Annotated in this window: 16 protein-coding genes; 7 read left to right on the forward strand and 9 right to left on the reverse strand. The window is 68.0% G+C overall.

Going from position 1 to position 16769, the window contains the following annotated elements:
* Positions 1-4 precede the first annotated feature (4 nt).
* Positions 5-1045: a cysteine synthase A gene (locus ACQKLX_RS26050; protein WP_427364468.1), complete on the reverse strand. Its 1041-nt coding sequence runs from the start codon at positions 1043-1045 to the stop codon at positions 5-7.
* 80 nt (positions 1046-1125) lie between these two features.
* On the opposite strand from ACQKLX_RS26050, the gene ACQKLX_RS26055 reads away from it, so the two are divergent.
* From ACQKLX_RS26055 to ACQKLX_RS26065, 3 genes are read left to right on the forward strand one after another with little or no spacing between them, the layout of a single operon-like run.
* Positions 1126-2382 carry a class I SAM-dependent RNA methyltransferase gene (locus ACQKLX_RS26055; protein ID WP_427364469.1) on the forward strand — a complete coding sequence of 419 codons (1257 nt, stop codon included), beginning with the start codon at positions 1126-1128 and terminating at the stop codon, positions 2380-2382.
* A 19-nt stretch (positions 2383-2401) separates the two neighbouring features.
* Positions 2402-3808 carry an FAD-binding oxidoreductase gene (locus tag ACQKLX_RS26060; RefSeq protein ID WP_427364470.1) on the forward strand — a complete coding sequence of 469 codons (1407 nt, stop codon included), beginning with the start codon at positions 2402-2404 and terminating at the stop codon, positions 3806-3808.
* Between the two features lie 3 nt (positions 3809-3811).
* Positions 3812-4444 carry a DUF4166 domain-containing protein gene (locus ACQKLX_RS26065; protein WP_427364471.1) on the forward strand — a complete coding sequence of 211 codons (633 nt, stop codon included), beginning with the start codon at positions 3812-3814 and terminating at the stop codon, positions 4442-4444.
* Here the strand turns inward: ACQKLX_RS26065 and ACQKLX_RS26070 are convergent.
* From ACQKLX_RS26070 to ACQKLX_RS26080, 3 genes are all read right to left on the reverse strand, one after another.
* Positions 4441-5583 carry an AGE family epimerase/isomerase gene (locus tag ACQKLX_RS26070; RefSeq protein WP_427364472.1) on the reverse strand — a complete coding sequence of 381 codons (1143 nt, stop codon included), beginning with the start codon at positions 5581-5583 and terminating at the stop codon, positions 4441-4443. The genes ACQKLX_RS26065 and ACQKLX_RS26070 overlap by 4 nt on opposite strands.
* Positions 5584-5639: 56 nt before the next feature.
* The gene (locus ACQKLX_RS26075; protein WP_427364473.1) at positions 5640-7247 is read right to left on the reverse strand and encodes a gamma-glutamyltransferase family protein; all 1608 of its coding nucleotides are present in this window, start codon (positions 7245-7247) and stop codon (positions 5640-5642) included.
* A 62-nt stretch (positions 7248-7309) separates the two neighbouring features.
* A complete protein-coding gene (locus tag ACQKLX_RS26080) occupies positions 7310-8068 on the reverse strand; it encodes an SOS response-associated peptidase (RefSeq protein ID WP_427364474.1) in 759 nt (252 codons plus the stop codon).
* An 88-nt stretch (positions 8069-8156) separates the two neighbouring features.
* On the opposite strand from ACQKLX_RS26080, the gene ACQKLX_RS26085 reads away from it, so the two are divergent.
* Positions 8157-8642 (forward strand): hypothetical protein, encoded by a 486-nt coding sequence (locus tag ACQKLX_RS26085; RefSeq protein ID WP_427364475.1) that lies wholly within the window; start codon positions 8157-8159, stop codon positions 8640-8642.
* On the opposite strand, the gene ACQKLX_RS26090 is transcribed toward ACQKLX_RS26085, so the two are convergent.
* Together ACQKLX_RS26090 and dxs are read right to left on the reverse strand one after the other, a co-directional pair.
* The gene (locus ACQKLX_RS26090; protein WP_427364476.1) at positions 8639-9385 is read right to left on the reverse strand and encodes a TlyA family RNA methyltransferase; all 747 of its coding nucleotides are present in this window, start codon (positions 9383-9385) and stop codon (positions 8639-8641) included. The genes ACQKLX_RS26085 and ACQKLX_RS26090 overlap by 4 nt on opposite strands.
* 4 nt (positions 9386-9389) lie before the next feature.
* The gene (gene dxs, locus ACQKLX_RS26095) at positions 9390-11300 is read right to left on the reverse strand and encodes a 1-deoxy-D-xylulose-5-phosphate synthase (RefSeq protein ID WP_427364477.1); all 1911 of its coding nucleotides are present in this window, start codon (positions 11298-11300) and stop codon (positions 9390-9392) included.
* 183 nt (positions 11301-11483) lie between these two features.
* Between dxs and ACQKLX_RS26100 the strand changes: the two genes are divergently transcribed.
* Positions 11484-12713 (forward strand): MFS transporter, encoded by a 1230-nt coding sequence (locus ACQKLX_RS26100; protein WP_427364478.1) that lies wholly within the window; start codon positions 11484-11486, stop codon positions 12711-12713.
* 8 nt (positions 12714-12721) lie between these two features.
* On the opposite strand, the gene ACQKLX_RS26105 is transcribed toward ACQKLX_RS26100, so the two are convergent.
* Positions 12722-13657, reverse strand: coding sequence for a DMT family transporter (locus tag ACQKLX_RS26105; RefSeq protein WP_427364479.1), 936 nt, complete (start codon positions 13655-13657; stop codon positions 12722-12724).
* A gap of 10 nt (positions 13658-13667) precedes the next feature.
* Complete coding sequence (locus ACQKLX_RS26110) at positions 13668-14588, reverse strand: pirin family protein (RefSeq protein WP_427364480.1); 921 nt, start codon at positions 14586-14588, stop codon at positions 13668-13670.
* Positions 14589-14699: 111 nt separating this feature from the next.
* Between ACQKLX_RS26110 and ACQKLX_RS26115 the strand changes: the two genes are divergently transcribed.
* On the forward strand, positions 14700-15368 hold the full coding sequence (locus tag ACQKLX_RS26115; protein WP_427364481.1) for a GntR family transcriptional regulator: 669 nt from the start codon (positions 14700-14702) through the stop codon (positions 15366-15368).
* A gap of 157 nt (positions 15369-15525) precedes the next feature.
* The gene (locus tag ACQKLX_RS26120) at positions 15526-16116 is read left to right on the forward strand and encodes a biotin transporter BioY (RefSeq protein ID WP_427364482.1); all 591 of its coding nucleotides are present in this window, start codon (positions 15526-15528) and stop codon (positions 16114-16116) included.
* Positions 16117-16136: 20 nt separating this feature from the next.
* On the opposite strand, the gene ACQKLX_RS26125 is transcribed toward ACQKLX_RS26120, so the two are convergent.
* Positions 16137-16685, reverse strand: a complete 549-nt coding sequence (locus ACQKLX_RS26125) for an NAD(P)H-dependent oxidoreductase (RefSeq protein WP_427364483.1) — start codon at positions 16683-16685, stop codon at positions 16137-16139.
* Between the last annotated feature and the right edge of the window lie 84 nt (positions 16686-16769).

A 16769-nucleotide genomic window follows, 5' to 3' on the forward strand; every position in this document is an offset into this window, starting at 1 on the left:
GCCTTCACATCACCTTGGCCAGCACGTCCTTCAGCCCGCCATCGCGCTCCAGCCAGCCGGGTACCGGCAGGTTCTTCGAACGTAGGAATTCGGGGTTGAACAGCTTCGACTGATAGCGCGTGCCGTAGTCGCAAAGGATGGTCACGATGGTGTGGCCGGGGCCCATCTCCTTGGCCAGTCGGATTGCACCGGCGACGTTGATGCCGGAGGAGCCGCCGAGGCAGAGGCCCTCCTCCTCCAGCAGCTGGAAGCAGAGCGGGATCGCTTCCTCGTCCGGAATCTGGAAGGCGACGTCGACCGGCGCGCCCTCGATGTTCCTGGTGATGCGGCCCTGGCCAATGCCCTCGGTGATCGAGGATCCCTCGGCCTTGAGTTCGCCGGTGGTGTAATAGGCGTAGAGTGCCGCGCCCATCGGGTCGGCGAGGGCGATCCTGATCTTCGGGTTGAAGTTCTTCAGCGCGATGGCCACGCCGGCGAGCGTACCGCCGGTGCCGACGGCGCTGACGAAGCCGTCGACCTTGCCGTCGGTCTGCTGCCAGATCTCCGGCCCGGTCGTCTCGATATGGCCCTGCCGGTTGGCGATATTGTCGAACTGGTTGGCCCAGATCGCGCCGTTCGGCTCGGTCTTCGCCAGCTCCTCGGCGAGGCGGCCGGAGACTTTCACATAATTGTTCGGGTTGACGTAGCCGACGGCCGGGACCTCGACCAGGGTCGCGCCGGCGAGCCGCAGCATGTCCTTCTTTTCCTGGCTCTGCGTTTCCGGGATGACGATCACCGAGCGATAGCCCAGCGCATTGCCGACGAGCGCGAGGCCGATACCGGTATTGCCGGCCGTGCCCTCGACGATGACGCCGCCGGGCCGGAGCGCCCCGCTCTTCTCGGCGTCGCGGATGATGGCGAGCGCGGCCCGGTCCTTGACCGACTGGCCGGGGTTCATGAACTCGGCCTTGCCGAGGATCTCGCAGCCGGTTTCCTGCGAGGCGCGCTTCAATTTGATCAGGGGGGTGTTGCCGATCGCTTCGACGACGCCGTTGCGGATAGTCATGTCAGGCAACTCCAGCCATTTCCCTGTCGCTCGGCACCTGATAGGCCAAACCCGCAATCACGTCACGAGCCCAGCACCCTATGTCCGCCCTCGCCATGAATGAAACGCTCACGATCGCGCGGCTCGGCCAGCGCGGCGACGGCGTCGCCGAAACGGCGGACGGCCAGGTCTTCGTGCCGTTCGCGCTGCCGGGCGAGAGCATCCGGGCCGTGCGCGATGGCGACCGGGCGCAGGTCGTCGAGATCCTGACGCCCTCGGCCTCCCGCATCGCCGCGATCTGCCCGCTCTTCACGCGCTGCGGCGGCTGCGCTGCGCAGCATATGGGGGAGGGGCTCTACAGCGAGTGGAAGCGCCAGCAGGTGCTGACGGCGCTGTCCCGCGCCGGGCTGGAGGCCGAGGTCGCTCCCGTGGTCGATGCTCATGGCGTCGGCCGCAGGCGCGTCACCTTCCATGCCCGCCGCGAGGACGATGGCATGCGCGTCGGCTTCATGGCGGCAGGTACCCACAACCTCATCGAAGTCGAGACCTGCCCGGTTCTGGCGCCGGGACTGGAGCGGGCGCCGATCGTGGCGCAGCATCTCTCCAACCGCCTGCGCTCCTCGAACAAGCCACTCGACATCCAATTGACCGCTTCTGAAGCCGGTCTGGACGTCGACATCCGCGGCCATGGCCCGGCCGGCGATGCCTTGCGCCGGCAACTCACCGAGGTGGCCGAGCGCCTCGATCTCGCGCGCCTCGCCATGCATGGCGAGGTCATCGTCGAACGGCGCGCGCCCTTCCAGCTGATGGGCAAGGCGGCGGTGACACCGGCCCCCGGCGGCTTCCTGCAGGCAACGGCCGAGGGCGAGGCGATCCTGTCGCGCCTCGTGCTCGACGCGATCCCCAAGGCGAAGCGCATCGCCGATCTCTTCGCCGGCTGCGGCCCGTTCAGTGTTCGGCTCGCCGAGAAGGCGCAGGTCTCGGCCTTCGAGAGCGACAAGGCCGCGGTCCAGGCGCTGAGCCGGGCTGCCAACCACACGCAGGGGCTGAAGCCGGTCACGGTCGAGGCGCGCGATCTCTTCCGCCGGCCGCTGCTGGAGCATGAGCTCAACGTGTTCGACGCCATCGTGCTCGATCCGCCGCGCGCCGGCGCGGAGGCGCAGGTCAAGCGGCTCGCGGCCTCGAAGGTGCCTTTGGTGGCCTACGTCTCCTGCGATGTCGGCAGCTTTGCCCGCGACGCGGCGCTTCTGGTCGCTGGCGGCTATGCGCTGGAGCGCGTGACGCCGGTCGACCAGTTCCGCTATTCCGCCCACATCGAACTCGTCGGCGTCTTCCGCAAGGCCGCCGGCCGCAAGTGATCAGATCTCCGGAGGCAGGATGAGCGCGCCCGTTATCGAAGCTCTGGCCGGCATCGTCGGCGCTAAGAATGTGATCACCGAAGCCGACGCGATGGTGCCTTATCTCAAGGAGCCGCGTGGTCTCTTCCACGGCAAGGCGCAGGCCGTGGTGCGGCCGGGCTCCGTCGCCGAGGTCTCGGCCGTGATGAAATGGGCCAGCGAGACCGGCGCGACGGTCGTGCCGCAGGGCGGCAATACCGGCATGGTCGGCGGCCAGGTCCCGGTCGCTGAAGGCAAGGAGATCATCCTGTCGCTGCAGCGGCTCGACAAGGTCCGCTCGGTCGATGCCGCCGGTGACACCATGACCGTCGAGGCCGGTGTCATCCTGCAGAAGGCTCAGGAGGCTGCCGAGGCGGCCGGGCGGCTCTTCCCGCTCTCGCTGGCTTCGGAAGGCTCCTGCACGGTCGGCGGAAATCTCTCGAGCAATGCCGGCGGCACGGCGGTGATCGCCTATGGCAATGCCCGCGAGCTCTGCCTCGGCCTCGAGGTCGTCCTCGCCGATGGCCGCATCTGGAACGGCCTGCGCCAGCTCCGCAAGGACAACACCGGCTACGATCTCAAGAACCTGTTCATCGGCTCGGAAGGCACGCTTGGCATCATCACCGCCGCCGTGTTGAAGCTCTTCCCGCTGCCGGCGGCGCGTGCCACGGCCTTCCTCGCCGTGCCCGATCCGGAAGCGGCGCTCGCGCTGCTGAACAAGGCCAAGGCCAGCGCCGGCGGGACGCTCACCACCTTCGAGATCATGCCGCGCATCGGTCTCGACTTCGTCGTCCGCCATGCCAGCGGCGCCCGCGACCCGCTCTCCGAGCCGTCGCCCTGGTATGTGCTGATGGAGGTCTGCGCCCAGGCCGAGGTCGGGGTTACCGACGCGGTCGAGGCCTTCCTCGGGGAAGCCTTGGAGGAGGGGCTCGTCACCGATGCCGTGCTCGCCGGCTCGCTCGGCCAGCGCGCCGATCTCTGGAAGCTGCGCGAGATGCTCTCGGAGGTGCAGACCCACGAGGGCGGCTCGATCAAGCATGACGTCTCGGTGCCGCTCCAGGCGACGCCGGAATTCCTGAAGCGCGCCATCGCCACGGTCGAGGCGCTGGTGCCGGGCTGCCGGCCGGTGCCGTTCGGCCATCTCGGCGACGGCAACATCCACTTCAACGTCAGCCAGCCGGTCGGCGCCGACAAGGCCGCCTATCTCGCCGGCTGGGGCGCGATGAACGAGGCGGTCCACGCCATCGTCACCGAGCTCAAGGGCTCGATCTCGGCCGAGCACGGCATCGGCCGCCTCAAGCGCTCGCTGCTGCCGGGCGTGAAGGACCCGGTCGAGCTCGACCTGATGCGGACGGTCAAGGCGGCGCTCGATCCCAAGGGCGTGCTCAACCCCGGCGCGGTGCTGTAGCGCATGAGCGAGCGCCGGCCGGTCTTCCAGGAGGTGCTCGGCGAGGGCTGGCACCAGCTCGGCGAGGTCATCCGGCGCCACTACTTCCTGCGCCCGTTCAGCGACGACTATGTCTGCGTCAAGGGAGTGATGCGCGAAGTCGAGCACAGCGCCTTCGCCAAGCTGCTGCTGCCCTTCGCCCGGATCGTCGGCGCGCTGGTGCCCTATCGTGGCCGCGACGTGCCGATCGAGGTGCACTATACCGCCCGACCGAATGACGGGACGCTGCACTGGAACCGGGTGTTCCATTTTGCCGGTCGCAGGCCGTTCCACTTCCGCTCGCACATGCAGCAGGTGGGGCCCAATCAGGTCATCGAATTCGTCCGCTTCGGCATCGGCATGCGCCTCAGGGTGACGGCCGAGGAGGGGGCGCTGATCTTCCGCGACGAAGGTTATGTCTGGCGACTCTTCGGCTACGACCTGCCTTTGCCGGTCGGGCTTCTCCTCGGCACCGGCTATATCGAGGAGCGGCCGATCGACGAGGGCAGCTTCAGCATGCAGATGACGCTGAAGCACCCGTTGTTCGGCGAGCTGTTCCGCTATAGCGGCACCTTCGCGCTTCCGGAGGAGGACGCGACCATGGGCGGGGGCTCTTAGACGGCAGTGTCGCCCTTGGTGACGCGGCAGAGCTCGGCGAGCGCCAGCACGAGGTGATAAAGCACGCGGACCGGCACCCGCTCGCTGATCGGCCGCCCCTGGTCGTCGAGCTGGTTGACCCAGATCCCGCTCTTGGCGTCGACGAAGTGCCGGAACATCAGGCGCAGATGCCGGTCGAGCCGCACCGCGGCATCGGCATCGCCCTCGAATTCGATCCGTGCGACCTGCGCTTTCAGATATTCGGTCTGCGGCCAGAGCAGGGCGGCGCCGTTCAGCACGCGCCCTGCCGGATCGACCTCGTTCACGACGAGCCGCAATGAATTGGCGGGGGCGTCGACCTGACGCTGCCCGAACGCATGGAGCTTGCGTGCCGTCTCGCGAGCTTCGGCCGACCCGGTCAATCGCTCGTGGTGATAGAGCAGCCAGGTCCACTCGAAATGATGGCCAGGCTCCCGGATCAGCCCGCGTGGGCCGGGAAATGCCGTCCAGCCCTCCCCGAAGAACTCGCCGAGCGTGCCGCCGCCATCCAGCATCCGCTGCTGCATCAGATGCACGAGCCTGCCGGCCGTTGCCAGCCAGCGCGGGTTGGGTGATACCGCCGCCAGGGCGTGGCAGGCCTCGAGCAGATGCATATGCGGGTTCTGGCGGCGCGGCTGGGTGCCCAGTGTATCCTCGCGAAAGCCGCCGGCCGGATGCGCCAGCTCGCTGTCGAGGAAGTCCATCACATCATTGGCGATCGTTAGAGCGTCCGTCTCGCCGGTCGCCTTCGCGAACCAGCCGAGCGCGAACAGAATGAAGGCGAGATCGTAGAAGTCGGTCTTGCCGTCGACGACCTCGCCATGCGTCGTGCAGGAATGGACGAAACGCCCGTCGGCACCCCGGCAGACGTGAGTCAGGAAGGCGAGGCCGTGGCGCGCGGCGGCAAGCGCCCCCGGAACCCCCAGCAGATGCGCGTGGCTGAAGACATAGGTCAGCCGGGCCGTGACCAGGGTCGTGCGCAGGTCGCTGACCTCGGGCGTTCCATCCGGTCCGAGATATTCGACGAAACCGGGCCGTGCCGGGTCGAAGGCGCGGGCGATCCAGCCCGGCAGCAATCTGGTCGTCAGCCAGGATTGGAGATCGTCGGGAGCAGTGCTCAAAATACGTCCAATCCTTGGAACCGCGTAGGCGGCCTTTTGATCCGGCTCACCGGCGCTCACGGCGTCGCGACATAGCCGTCGCGGCGCGGATCGCAGGCGCCGGTCAACCGGCCCGTAGCCGGATCGCGCGACACCGCCTGCATCCCGCCGACGCGCATCGTCCAGCCGCCCTCGTTGGCGAAGATGCCGTGTCCGCGCTCGGCCAGCGCCGTGATCGTAGCTGGCGCCACCCGATTCTCGACCTCCACTTCGCGGCCGTCCCAGAGCCGAGCGCGCGGTGCCTCGATCGCGTCCTGCAGGGACAGGCCGAAATCGACATGCTGGACCATGGCCTGAATCTGCGTCTGCATGATGCCGTAGCTGCCTGGCGTGCCGAGCGCGAGCACCGGCGCGTCGTCCTTCGTCGAGAGGGTGGGGGACATGCACATCGGCAGTTCCGAGCCGGGCTGCGAGCGGTTCGGGCTGCCGGGCTGGACATCGGCCCAGTAGAGGAAATTGTTGAGGCAGAGCCCGGTGCCCGGCACCACGACGCCGCTGCCGAACGGGCTGCCGATGCTCTGCGTCACGCAGATCAGGTTGCCGTCGCGATCGGCAATCGAGAAGGAGGTGGTGTGGCCTGGGTCCTCGCCATCAGGCGCCTGCGGCATCCATTGCTCGGTCGGGCCATCGATCGGCTTGCCATCGCGCACCCGCGTCCGCAGCCGTTCGACGAAAGCGTCGGAGAGGATCTCGGCGAGCTTCTCCGGCCCTGGATTGTTATGGGTGATCCGGATTCCGGCGGCGAGGCGGATGGCGCGATAGACGCTGTCGAGATGCTCGGTGCCGTTGCGCTCGAGCTTGCCGAGGTCGAAGCCATCCAGGATGCGCAGGGTCAAAAGGAACTGGAAGCCCTCGCAGGCCGGCGGCGGCACGTGCACCTTGCGGCCGCGATAGGTGACGGCGAGCGGCTCGCGCCAGCGAGGCGAGACCTTGGCGAGGTCGGCCATGGTCAGCGTGCCGCCCTGCGCCTTGAGATGGTTGGTGATCGTCTCGCCGAGTGGCCCCTGGTAGAGATGGCCCGGCCCCTTGGCGGCGATGTCGCGCAGCGTTGCTGCCAGCTCCGGCTGGCGCAGGATCTGCCCCAGCGTGACGCCGGCGCCGCCGTCGCGCAGATAATTGCGCGCCCAATCCTCATAGAGTTCGGGCCGCTCGCGCAGCAGCGGCACCTGCTCGTTGAACTCGATCACGCCGAACTCGGCGATCGGGAAGCCGTCTTCCGCGAGCGCGATCGCCGGCGCGAAGATCTGTTCCAGCGAGAGACGCCCATAGGTGCGGTTGAGCTCGCACCAGCCGGCGAGGTTGCCGGGCGGAGCCACAGCAAGTGCCCCGCGCTCGAGCTCGGAACGCTGCGTGAAGCGTTCGAGCGGGAAGCTCTCAGGGACGGGCGGCACGAAATCGAGCACGCGGACGCGCTTTTCGGCCGCGACCCACATGATCGCCGACCCCATGCCGGCAAGGCTCGACATGAACGGCTCGACCACGTTGAGCGCTGACGCGACCGCGCCGACCGCGTCGAAGACATTGCCGCCCTGGCTGAGGATGCGAGCACCGGCCTGTGCCGCCAGCGGGTGGGCGGCGGCGACCATGCCGTGCAGGGAGCTCATCGTCGGGCGGCGGCCATCCATCTTGGGCTCTCCCTCTATTGGTCTCGTTTGGGACCAGAGTAAGCGCGCCGTCATGGCCTGCGCTAGAACAGGCTGCCCTGTGCGTCGTCGGGGCCGCCCCGACGGGAACGCATGGCGGGCTTTGGAGCGGGGGCCGGCTCCGAAGCCGGATCGAAGGGCTCCTGCACCTCCGGGCCGTCATTGGCGACCTTGTTCACGCCTGCGCCAAGCCGGAACATCTCCAGCAGATTGTCAGGCGGCGGCCGCATCAGCGCCTGCACGCTTGCGGGCTCCGCCGAGGGATCGAGCCAGGCGTCGAATGCTTCCGGCGGCACGATGACCGGCGAGCGGTGATGGATCGCCGCCATCTGCCCGTTCGCCGGGCCGGTGACCATCGCGACTGTGTCGATCTCGGAGCCGTCGGGACTGTGCCAGGTCTCCCACAAGGCAGCGAAGGCGAAGAAGCCGCGATTGGGCCGGCGGAAGAGATAGGGCCGGTTCTCCTGCTGGCGGCCTTCGCCGAGGCGATGCCATTCGTAGAATCCGTCTGCCGGCATCAGGCAGCGCCGGCGGGCGAGGGCGGCGCGGAAGGATGGCTTCTCGCCGGCGCTCTCGCTGCGGACATTGATGACCAAAGGAAAGTCCTTGGGATCCTTGACCCAGCCCGGGATGAAGCCCCAACGCATCAGGATGAACTGGCGGTGGCCTTCGTCGAGACGCACCACCGGCACGGGCTGCGTCGGCGCGATATTGTAACGCGGCGGGAAATTCGGCTGCTCGCGATAGGCGAAGGCTTCGCGCATCGCCTCCGGCGGCAAGGTAATGGCGTAGCGACCACACATCGTCGGATGTCTTCCGTCTTATCGTGACCGGATCAAGACTTTGTTTGCGGTTGGCACAGCATAGTCGCGCCGCTTCCGGGGCCTCTTCATGTCTGCTTCCGCGACCGAGACATCACCGACCGCGGCGAGCGGAGCTAAACCGCAACTCTCGACCGACTATCTCAACCGGCACAGCGAGGCGCTGATGCTGCTGGAGATGGTGCCGGTCGACCGCGAGATTGTCGGCGATCTCAAGGCCTGGCGCGCGGTCAGCTATGCCGAGCATTTCGCAACCTCCCAGTTGCGTTGCGCCGCCGATGCCGCGGCTGCCTATCGTGCGTTGGGGAAGCGCGAGGTCGAGAGTTTCGAAGCGCTCTGCGCCGCCATGGACCGGTTGATCCACACGGCGACGGCGCTGCTTGATGAAATGCCGGCCGAGGAAGACCCGGCGTTGATCGTCGATGTCGCGAGCCTGTCATTGCGCCGCCTGATCGGGCGCGCCACCGCCTTCATCAATGCCAACGGCCAGGGCGAGGCGGCCTATATCGATCCAAATGCCGTGCAGGCCGATGTCGACGCCGTGATGGCGGGCTAGGCTGATCGCTCGCCGCCGAGCAGGAACTCCCGGTTGCCGTCGCCGCCCTCGATCGGGGAGGGGATCAGCCCGCTGACCGCGAAGCCGAGGCCGGCGGCCACCTCCGCGATTTCCGTGCAGATCTGCCGCTGAAGCGCCTCGTCGCGCAGTACGCCTTTCTTCAGCGCCGAGCGTTTGGTCTCGAATTGCGGCTTCACCAGCGCGACCAGCTTGGCCTGCGGCGCCAATAGGGGCGCCACCGTCGGCAGCACCAGCTTCAGCGAGATGAAGCTGACATCGATCACGGCGAGCTTCGGCGCCTCAGCGAACAGGCCCGCATCGAGCGTGCGGATGTCCTGGCTCTCCAGGCTGGTCAGGCGCGGATTCCCGCGCAGGCTTTCATGCAGTTGCGCCTGGCCGACATCGATCGCGTAGACATGGGCCGCCCCGCGCCGGAGCAGCACGTCGCTGAAGCCGCCGGTTGAGGCGCCGACATCGAGGCAGGTCAGCCCGGCCGGGTCGAAGCCGAAGGTGTCGAGCGCCGCGGCGAGCTTCACGCCGCCGCGCGAGACATAAGGATGCGCCGCCTGCGCCTCGATCGCCGCGGTATCGGGAACCGTCTCCGAGGCCTTGCGCAGCACGACCCCATCGGCACTGACGAGGCCGGCGGCGATGGCCGCCTGCGCCCGCGCCCGGCTCTCGAACAGGCCACGCTCGACCAGCAGCAGGTCGGCGCGGACCCGGCGCGGCAGGCCGGCAGTCACGGGCTCAGGCGCGGCGGATGGCGCTGGCGGGGCCGAGCGCCTTCTCGACGGTGCGCACGATCCCGGCGGCGTCGAGCCCAGCTTGCGCATACATCGCTTCGGGCTTGCCGTGGTCCTGGAAGATGTCGGGCAGCACGAGGCTGCGGATCTTCAGGCCGCGATCGAGCGCGCCTTCGCGCGCCAGCAATTGCAGGACATGGCTGCCGAAGCCGCCGACCGAGCCTTCCTCGACCGTGACCAGCACGTCATGCTCCCTGGCGAGGCGCAGGATCATCTCCTCGTCGAGCGGCTTGGCGAAGCGGGCGTCTGCGACCGTGGTCGAAAGCCCGCGCTGGCCGAGCTGCTCGGCGGCGGACAGGCATTCGGCGAGGCGCGTGCCGAGCGAGAGCAGCGCGACCTGCGTACCCTGCTTGACGATCCGGCCCTTGCCGATCTCCAGCGGCACGCCGTGCTGGGGCATCTCGACCCCAACGCCTTCGCCGCGCGGATAGCGGAAGGCGATCGGGCCATCATCATAGGCCGCGGCGGTCGCGACCATATGGGTGAGCTCGGCTTCGTCGGCCGCCGCCATCACCACCATGTCGGGCAGGCAGGCGAGATAGGCGACGTCGAAGGCCCCCGCATGGGTCGCGCCATCGGCGCCGACCAGCCCGGCCCGGTCGAGCGCGAAGCGCACCGGCAGCTTCTGGATCGCGACGTCGTGCACGACCTGATCATAGGCGCGCTGCAGGAAGGTCGAGTAGATCGCACAGAACGGCTTGAAGCCCTCGGTCGCGAGGCCCGCCGCGAAGGTCACCGCGTGCTGCTCGGCGATGCCGACATCGAAGGTGCGCCCGGGGAATTCCTTGCCGAAGGCGTCGAGCCCGGTGCCGGACGGCATGGCGGCGGTGACGGCGACGATCTTCTCGTCCTCGCGCGCCGCCTTGATCAGGGCATTGGCGAAGACATTGGTGTAGCTCGGCGCATTCGCTGGCGCCTTGGCCTGCTGGCCGGTGACGGGGTCGAACTTGACGACGCCATGGTATTTGTCGGCGCTGGCTTCGGCCGGGGCGTAGCCTTTGCCCTTCTGCGTCACGACATGGACCAGGATCGGCCCCGTCTCGGCGTCGCGGACATTGCGCAGCACCGGCAGGAGGTGGTCGAGATTATGCCCGTCGATCGGGCCGACATAGTAGAAGCCGAGCTCCTCGAAGAGCGTGCCGCCGGTCCAGAAGCCGCGGGCATATTCCTCGGTCCGCTTCGCCTTCTCATGGAAGAAACGCGGCAGCCGCTCGGCCAGATATTTGGCGACCTCGCGCAGCGAACGATAGGTCCGGCCGGAGACGAGGCGGGCGAGATAGGCCGACATCGCCCCGACCGGCGGGGCGATCGACATGTCGTTGTCGTTGAGGATGACGATCAGGCGCGAGCCGGTGGCGCCGGCATTGTTCATGGCTTCATAGGCCATGCCGGCAGACATGGCGCCATCGCCGATCACGGCGATGACGTTGTTCTTCCCGCCGGCGAGATCGCGCCCGACTGCCATGCCGAGCCCGGCCGAGATCGAGGTCGAGGAATGGGCGGCGCCGAACGGGTCGTATTCGCTCTCCGCGCGTTTGGTGAAGCCGGAAAGCCCGCCCGGCTGGCGCAAGGTACGGATCTCCGAGCGGCGGCCGGTCAGGATCTTGTGGGGATAGGCTTGGTGGCCGACATCCCAGATCACCCGGTCGCGCGGCGTGTCGAAGACATGGTGCAGCGCGACGGTGAGCTCGACCACACCGAGGCCGGCGCCGAGATGGCCGCCGGTGACCGAGACGGCGTCGATCGTCTCGGCCCGGAGCTCGTCGGCGAGCTGGCGTAGTTGCGCATCGTCGAGCCGGCGCAGAGCGGCCGGATCGGGCACCTGGTCGAGGAGGGGCGTGTTGGGGCGAGGCACGAGGCTGTCGGATCCTTCGCTGGGATGATCAGGAAATAGAGCCTGTGCTGCGCGCTGGCAAACCGGAGTTGCAAATCCCGCCCGCCATCAGCGCGAGCGCTTCGCCTTCCCACGAAACGGGTGGCTCCCAGGCCGACAAGGCTTTTTGGTGTCCTCACAACCGCTTCCGAGGACACTAACGTCATGCAACCGGCCGATAACACGCCATTGCCGACGGCATTTCGCCGCATCGGCTGGTCCAATCTCTTTGCCCAGTTCTCGGAGCAGATCGCCTTGGCCGCGGCGCCGCTCGCAGCGGTCCTCCTGCTGGCGGCGGGACCGGCCGAGACCGGCTGGCTGCAGACGGCGCAGACCTTGCCCTTTCTCCTGCTCTCGATCCCCGCGGGCCTGATGGTCGATCGCGCCTCGCGGCGCCGGCTCATGGTCGGCACGGAGGTGCTGCGCGCGGTGTCGCTGCTGGCGATCCCGCTGCTGCTCGCTCTGGGTAGCCTCAACCTGACCTGGCTGGGCATGCTCGGTGCGCTCGGCGCCATCGGCACGGTCTGCTACAGCGTCGCCGCTCCGGCGTTCGTGCCATCGGTGGTGCCGCGCGAGCGGCTCGCGGACGCCAATCGCTGGCTGGAGCTGGCGCGCAGTGCCGCCTATGCCGGCGGGCCGGCACTCGGTGGGGCGCTCGTCGGCTGGATCGGCATATCGACGGCCTATGGTCTGGCTGCCGGGCTCTCCATCTTTGCCGCGCTCCTGCTGGCCGGCTTGCCGAAGGACGAGGCGCCGTCCGGCCCGCGGCGCGACCTGCTGCATGATCTCAAGGAGGGCGCGCGTTTCGTTGCCGGCCACGACCTGCTCAGGCCGATCCTGATGACGGCGGTCTTCTTCAACATCTCCTGGTTCATCTTCCAGGCGGTCTATGTCGCCTATGCCGTCCAGAATCTCGGCCTCAGCGCCACCGAGGTCGGCATCTCCCTGGGTATCTACGGAGCGGGGATGATCGTCGGCGCCGCGCTGGCTCCACAGATTTCCCGCCGGGTCTCTTTCGGGACGCTGGTTCTGCTCGGGCCGTTCGCCGGCCTCTGCGCGGCCGGCGTGATGCTTGCGACGCTCTGGTTTCCCTCCATCTATCTGGTCGGGGCGAGCTTCTTCCTGTTCGGCGTCGGGCCGATCATCTGGACGATCTCGACGATGACCTTGCGCCAGGCGGTCACGCCCAACGCGATGCTCGGCCGCGTCTCCGCCCTGATCATGACCGCGACCTTCGGCGCACGCCCGATTGGCGCTGCGATCGGTGCCTCCGTGGCGGCGCATCTCGGCATCGCTGCCTGCCTGCAGCTCGCGACCGGAGGCTTCCTGATCCAGCTGCTCGTCATCGGCTTCTCGCGGGTGCCGCGCCTGCGCGACCTGTCCGAGCTGGCCTGAAAGATCAGCTAAGCGGCGGGTGCCGGCCGGGTCGCCAGCAGCACGCCGGCGACGATGAACGCGATCGACACTCCTTCCGCCACCGTCGGGACTTCACCGAGGAAGATGATGGCGAGCAGCGAGGCGATGACCGGCACCAGCGCGATCATTGCCGCGGCGGCCGAAGCGCCGAGCAGCGTCACGGCACGGTTGAAGCTGATCAGCGCGACGATGCTCATCAGCACGCCCTGATAGACGCCTTGGACTGCGATCTCGGCCCACGGCGCCTGTCCGAGATGGCCGATGCCGAGCGCAACATAGAGCGGAACGAAGATCAGGCCCGACCAGAAGCAGATCAGCGCCGCCGACTGCATCGGATTGAGGCCGCTGCCGCGCAGCAGCAGCGTGTAGCCGGCCCACATCGCCGCTGCGAGCGCGAGCAGCCCGAGCCCGAGCAGGCTCGGCGCAGCCCCGCTGCTGGAGGCGGTGAAGACAAGCCCGCAGAGGCCGGCGGCAATTGCTGCGTATCCGAGGAGCCGGATCTTGCCTGGAGGCTGGCGCAGCAGCAGCCAGCCGAGCAGCCCGGCGAAAACCGGCATCAGGGTCGGCGTCACCGAGGCGGCACGCCCGGCCGAGGTCATCTGCACGCCGAGCGCGACCAGGGCCGCGAAGGGCGCGCCCCAGAGCGCCGAGAAGATGAAGCCGTTGCGCCAGGCCTTTGGCGGCAGAGGGCGCAGCAGCACCGGCGCCAGCAGCAGCGCGCCGATGCCGTAGCGCAGCGCGGTCAGGTCCCAGACATTGAGAGTGCGGGTGACGCTGAAGCGCGTCACCACGAACCAGCCCGCAAAGATCGAGACCGTCAGCACGGCCCAGAGAAAGCCGATCAGCCGCTTGCGCGAGGAGCGCGCACCATCCGCCGCATCCGGCGCCGCACCGGAAGAGCTATCAGGAGGTTCGGCAGGCATGTTGGTGCGCTCAGCGCTCCGGCAGCGGGATGAACTCCTCCTCGTCGCCGGGCACGGTGTCGAAGCGGCCGGTCTTCCACTCCTGCTTGGCCTGGTCGATCCGCTCCTTCGAGGACGAGACGAAGTTCCACCAGATATGGCGCGGCCCGTCCATCGGCTCGCCGCCGATCAGCATCAGCCGGCTCTGGTCGACGGCGAGGATCGAGATGCGGTCGCCTGGCTTGAAGATCAGCAGCTGGCCGGCCTCGAACTCGTCGCCGGCGATGTCGACCTTGCCCGCGACGATGTAGACGGCGCGCTCGTGATAGTCGGGATCGAGCGGCAGGATCGCGCCCGGCGCCAGCACGGCTTCGGCATAGAGCGTGTCCCAAGGGAATTTCACCGGGGAGGTCTCGCCGAAGGCCGAGCCCATGATCAGGCTGACGCGCTTGCCCTCGCCGACGATGCGCGGCAAGTCGGGCGCGGCGTGATGGATGAACTCGGGCGCGATCTCCTCATGCGTCTTCGGCAAGGCGAGCCAGGTCTGGATGCCGTAGAGCTTGGGCGCCTTCATGCGCTCTTCCGGCGCCGTGCGCTCTGAATGGACGATGCCGCGTCCGGCCGTCATCAGATTGACCGCGCCGGGGCGGATCGGCAGCGCCGTGCCGAGCGAATCGCGGTGCATGATCTCGCCGTCGAAGAGATAGGTGACGGTGGACAGCCCGATATGCGGATGCGGGCGCACATCGATGCCCTCGCCGAGCAGGAACTCGGCCGGGCCCATCTGGTCGAAGAAGATGAAAGGGCCGACCATTTTGCGGCCGATCGAGGGCAAAGCACGGCGGACCGAGAAGCCGCCGAGATCATGCGCGCGGGGAACGATCACCTGTTCGAGCGCCTCGCAGGAGCGGGTATCGCCCGCGACTGGGTCGTGATCGGGCAGCTGCGACATGGCGATGTCCTCCTGTGAGGAGGGGACACTGGCCCCGGACGCCGTGCACGGCAAGGGGACAGCACGGCGCATGGGCTCGACGGCGCCCACGGAAGAAATTATCGATAATTCATGGCCAGCGAGAAATCCGAAACCCTTCCCGTCCGCATCAGCCGCATCCTCGCCGAGCGGATCATCTCCGGGCAGATCGAGCCGGGCGCACGGCTGCGGCAGGATCATGTCGCGGTCGAGTTCGGTGCCAGCCACGTCCCGGTGCGCGAAGCCTTCCAGCGGCTGGAAGCGCAGGGGCTCGCCGTCAGCGAGCCGCGCCGCGGCGTGCGCGTCGCCGCCTTCGATCTGCGCGAGGTTCGCGAAGTCGCCGAGATGCGTGCGGCGCTGGAGGTGCTGGCTTTGCGCCATGCCGGCCCGCATCTGACCCGCGCCATCCTCGACGAGGCCGAGGAAGCGACCCGCGCCGGCGACAATTCGCCCGATGTCCGTGCCTGGGAAGAGGCGAATCGGCGCTTCCACCGCCTGATCGTGACACCCTGCGCCATGCCGCGCCTGCTTGCGGCGATCGACGATCTCCATGCCGCCAGCGCCCGTTTCCTGTTCTCGGCCTGGCGCTCGGACTGGGAGGCGCGCACCGACCATGACCACCGCGCCATCCTCGCCGCTCTGCGCGCCGGCCAGGTCGACGAGGCGGCGGCGATTCTCGCCCGGCATGTCCAGTGGATCGGCTCCAAGCCGGTGCGCACCGCAGCTGGCGGGACGCGCGACGTCTTCGCGATCCAGGGCTGAAGGCCAGCCGCGGCAGGCACGGGCACCGCCCGGCTGTGCATTTTCGCGCTTGGAGCAGCCATACGCTGCTGACTTGCAATCCGATCGGCCTTATGGACTCTGAGATAGATCAGTCTGATAAATTATCTATAATTCTGGAACCGATGGAGACATGCTCATGAGCGATCTCAGCTTCACTACGTCCGCCCGCTTCAGCCCGCTCGGCCTGCAGGCGCGTCCGGCCCACATCAAGGCTGCCGCCGTCCTGCTCGGTACGCTCGTCCTGGCGATCGCCTCGCAGATCAGCGTGCCGATGCTGCCGGTGCCGATGACCATGCAGACGCTGGCGGTGATCCTGATCGGGGCGCTCTATGGCTGGCGGCTCGGCGCGCTCACTGTCCTCGCCTGGCTCGGCGAGGCGGCGGTCGGTCTGCCCGTGCTCGCCAACGGTACCGGTGGCCTCGCGCCCTTCATGGGCCCGACTGCGGGATACCTCGTCTCCTTCCCGTTCGTCGCCGCCCTCGTGGGCTGGCTGGCAGAGCGCGGCTGGAACGGCAGCCGCCCGGCTTTCGCCTTTGTCTCGATGCTGCTTGGCCATGTGTTCTGCCTGGCTCTTGGCGGCCTCTGGCTGGCGACGCTGATCGGCGCGGAGAAGGCGATGCTCGCCGGCGTCGTGCCCTTCCTGCTCGGCTCGCTGGTCAAGTCGGGCCTCGGCGCTGCGATCCTGATGGCGCTGGTGCGCCGCACGAACAGCGCCGAACAGGCCTGAGCTGATGCGACTCCGGCAGGTCAGGCGGCCTGCCGGGTTTCGAGCTGGGCGAGCCGCGCGACATAGTGCTCGGCGGCCAACTCCAGCGCTTCGGCATCGGCCCGGCGCGCATTGTAGATCAGGAACGGCTCCTGCCAGGCGAGGGCGCAGCGATGTGCCGTCGCCTGCAGCGGTTTCAGCAGGTCGCGCAGCGAGAACAGGTTGGTCCCGCTCGGCGCATAGGCCTCGGGGATGTTGCCGGCAGTCGCGGCGATCAGGAGCGGCCGGCCGGCGAGCTTGGCCCCTTCTGCCTCATAGCGGATATAGAACACCTGGGTCAGCACCGCGTCCTGCCATGCCTTGAGCAGCGGCGGCGTCGAATACCATTGCACCGGGAACTGCAGCACGATGCGCTCGGCTTCGAGCAGCCGCGCAGCCTCCACATCGGCATCGATGCGCCCGTGCGGGTAGAGAGCCTGCATGTCCACGATAGCTATGCCGGGCCGGCTGCCGGCCGCCTCGGCCAGCGCCCGGTTGGCGCGTGAGTTCTGGTAATCGGGGTGGAAGAGCAGGATCAGCGTCTGCGCCATGGCGACCTCCTTCGGTTCAAAAGGAGGATGCGGCGGCTTTGGAAATCATTCCAATGGATGATCGATATATCATATTATCGGCTC

The organism is Allobosea sp. NPDC003192 (assembly GCF_050275675.1).
Lineage (GTDB): Bacteria > Pseudomonadota > Alphaproteobacteria > Rhizobiales > Beijerinckiaceae > Allobosea.

Bases quoted from the DNA above. Each gene is read 5' to 3' on its own strand.
- ACQKLX_RS26050 (WP_427364468.1), bottom strand. From the start codon at position 1,045: ATGACTATCCGCAACGGCGTCGTCGAAGCGATCGGCAACACCCCCCTG.
- ACQKLX_RS26055 (WP_427364469.1), top strand. From the start codon at position 1,126: ATGTCCGCCCTCGCCATGAATGAAACGCTCACGATCGCGCGGCTCGGC.
- ACQKLX_RS26060 (WP_427364470.1), top strand. From the start codon at position 2,402: ATGAGCGCGCCCGTTATCGAAGCTCTGGCCGGCATCGTCGGCGCTAAG.
- ACQKLX_RS26065 (WP_427364471.1), top strand. From the start codon at position 3,812: ATGAGCGAGCGCCGGCCGGTCTTCCAGGAGGTGCTCGGCGAGGGCTGG.
- ACQKLX_RS26075 (WP_427364473.1), bottom strand. From the start codon at position 7,247: ATGGATGGCCGCCGCCCGACGATGAGCTCCCTGCACGGCATGGTCGCC.
- ACQKLX_RS26080 (WP_427364474.1), bottom strand. From the start codon at position 8,068: ATGTGTGGTCGCTACGCCATTACCTTGCCGCCGGAGGCGATGCGCGAA.
- ACQKLX_RS26085 (WP_427364475.1), top strand. From the start codon at position 8,157: ATGTCTGCTTCCGCGACCGAGACATCACCGACCGCGGCGAGCGGAGCT.
- ACQKLX_RS26100 (WP_427364478.1), top strand. From the start codon at position 11,484: ATGCAACCGGCCGATAACACGCCATTGCCGACGGCATTTCGCCGCATC.
- ACQKLX_RS26105 (WP_427364479.1), bottom strand. From the start codon at position 13,657: ATGCCTGCCGAACCTCCTGATAGCTCTTCCGGTGCGGCGCCGGATGCG.
- ACQKLX_RS26110 (WP_427364480.1), bottom strand. From the start codon at position 14,588: ATGTCGCAGCTGCCCGATCACGACCCAGTCGCGGGCGATACCCGCTCC.
- ACQKLX_RS26115 (WP_427364481.1), top strand. From the start codon at position 14,700: ATGGCCAGCGAGAAATCCGAAACCCTTCCCGTCCGCATCAGCCGCATC.
- ACQKLX_RS26120 (WP_427364482.1), top strand. From the start codon at position 15,526: ATGAGCGATCTCAGCTTCACTACGTCCGCCCGCTTCAGCCCGCTCGGC.
- ACQKLX_RS26125 (WP_427364483.1), bottom strand. From the start codon at position 16,685: ATGGCGCAGACGCTGATCCTGCTCTTCCACCCCGATTACCAGAACTCA.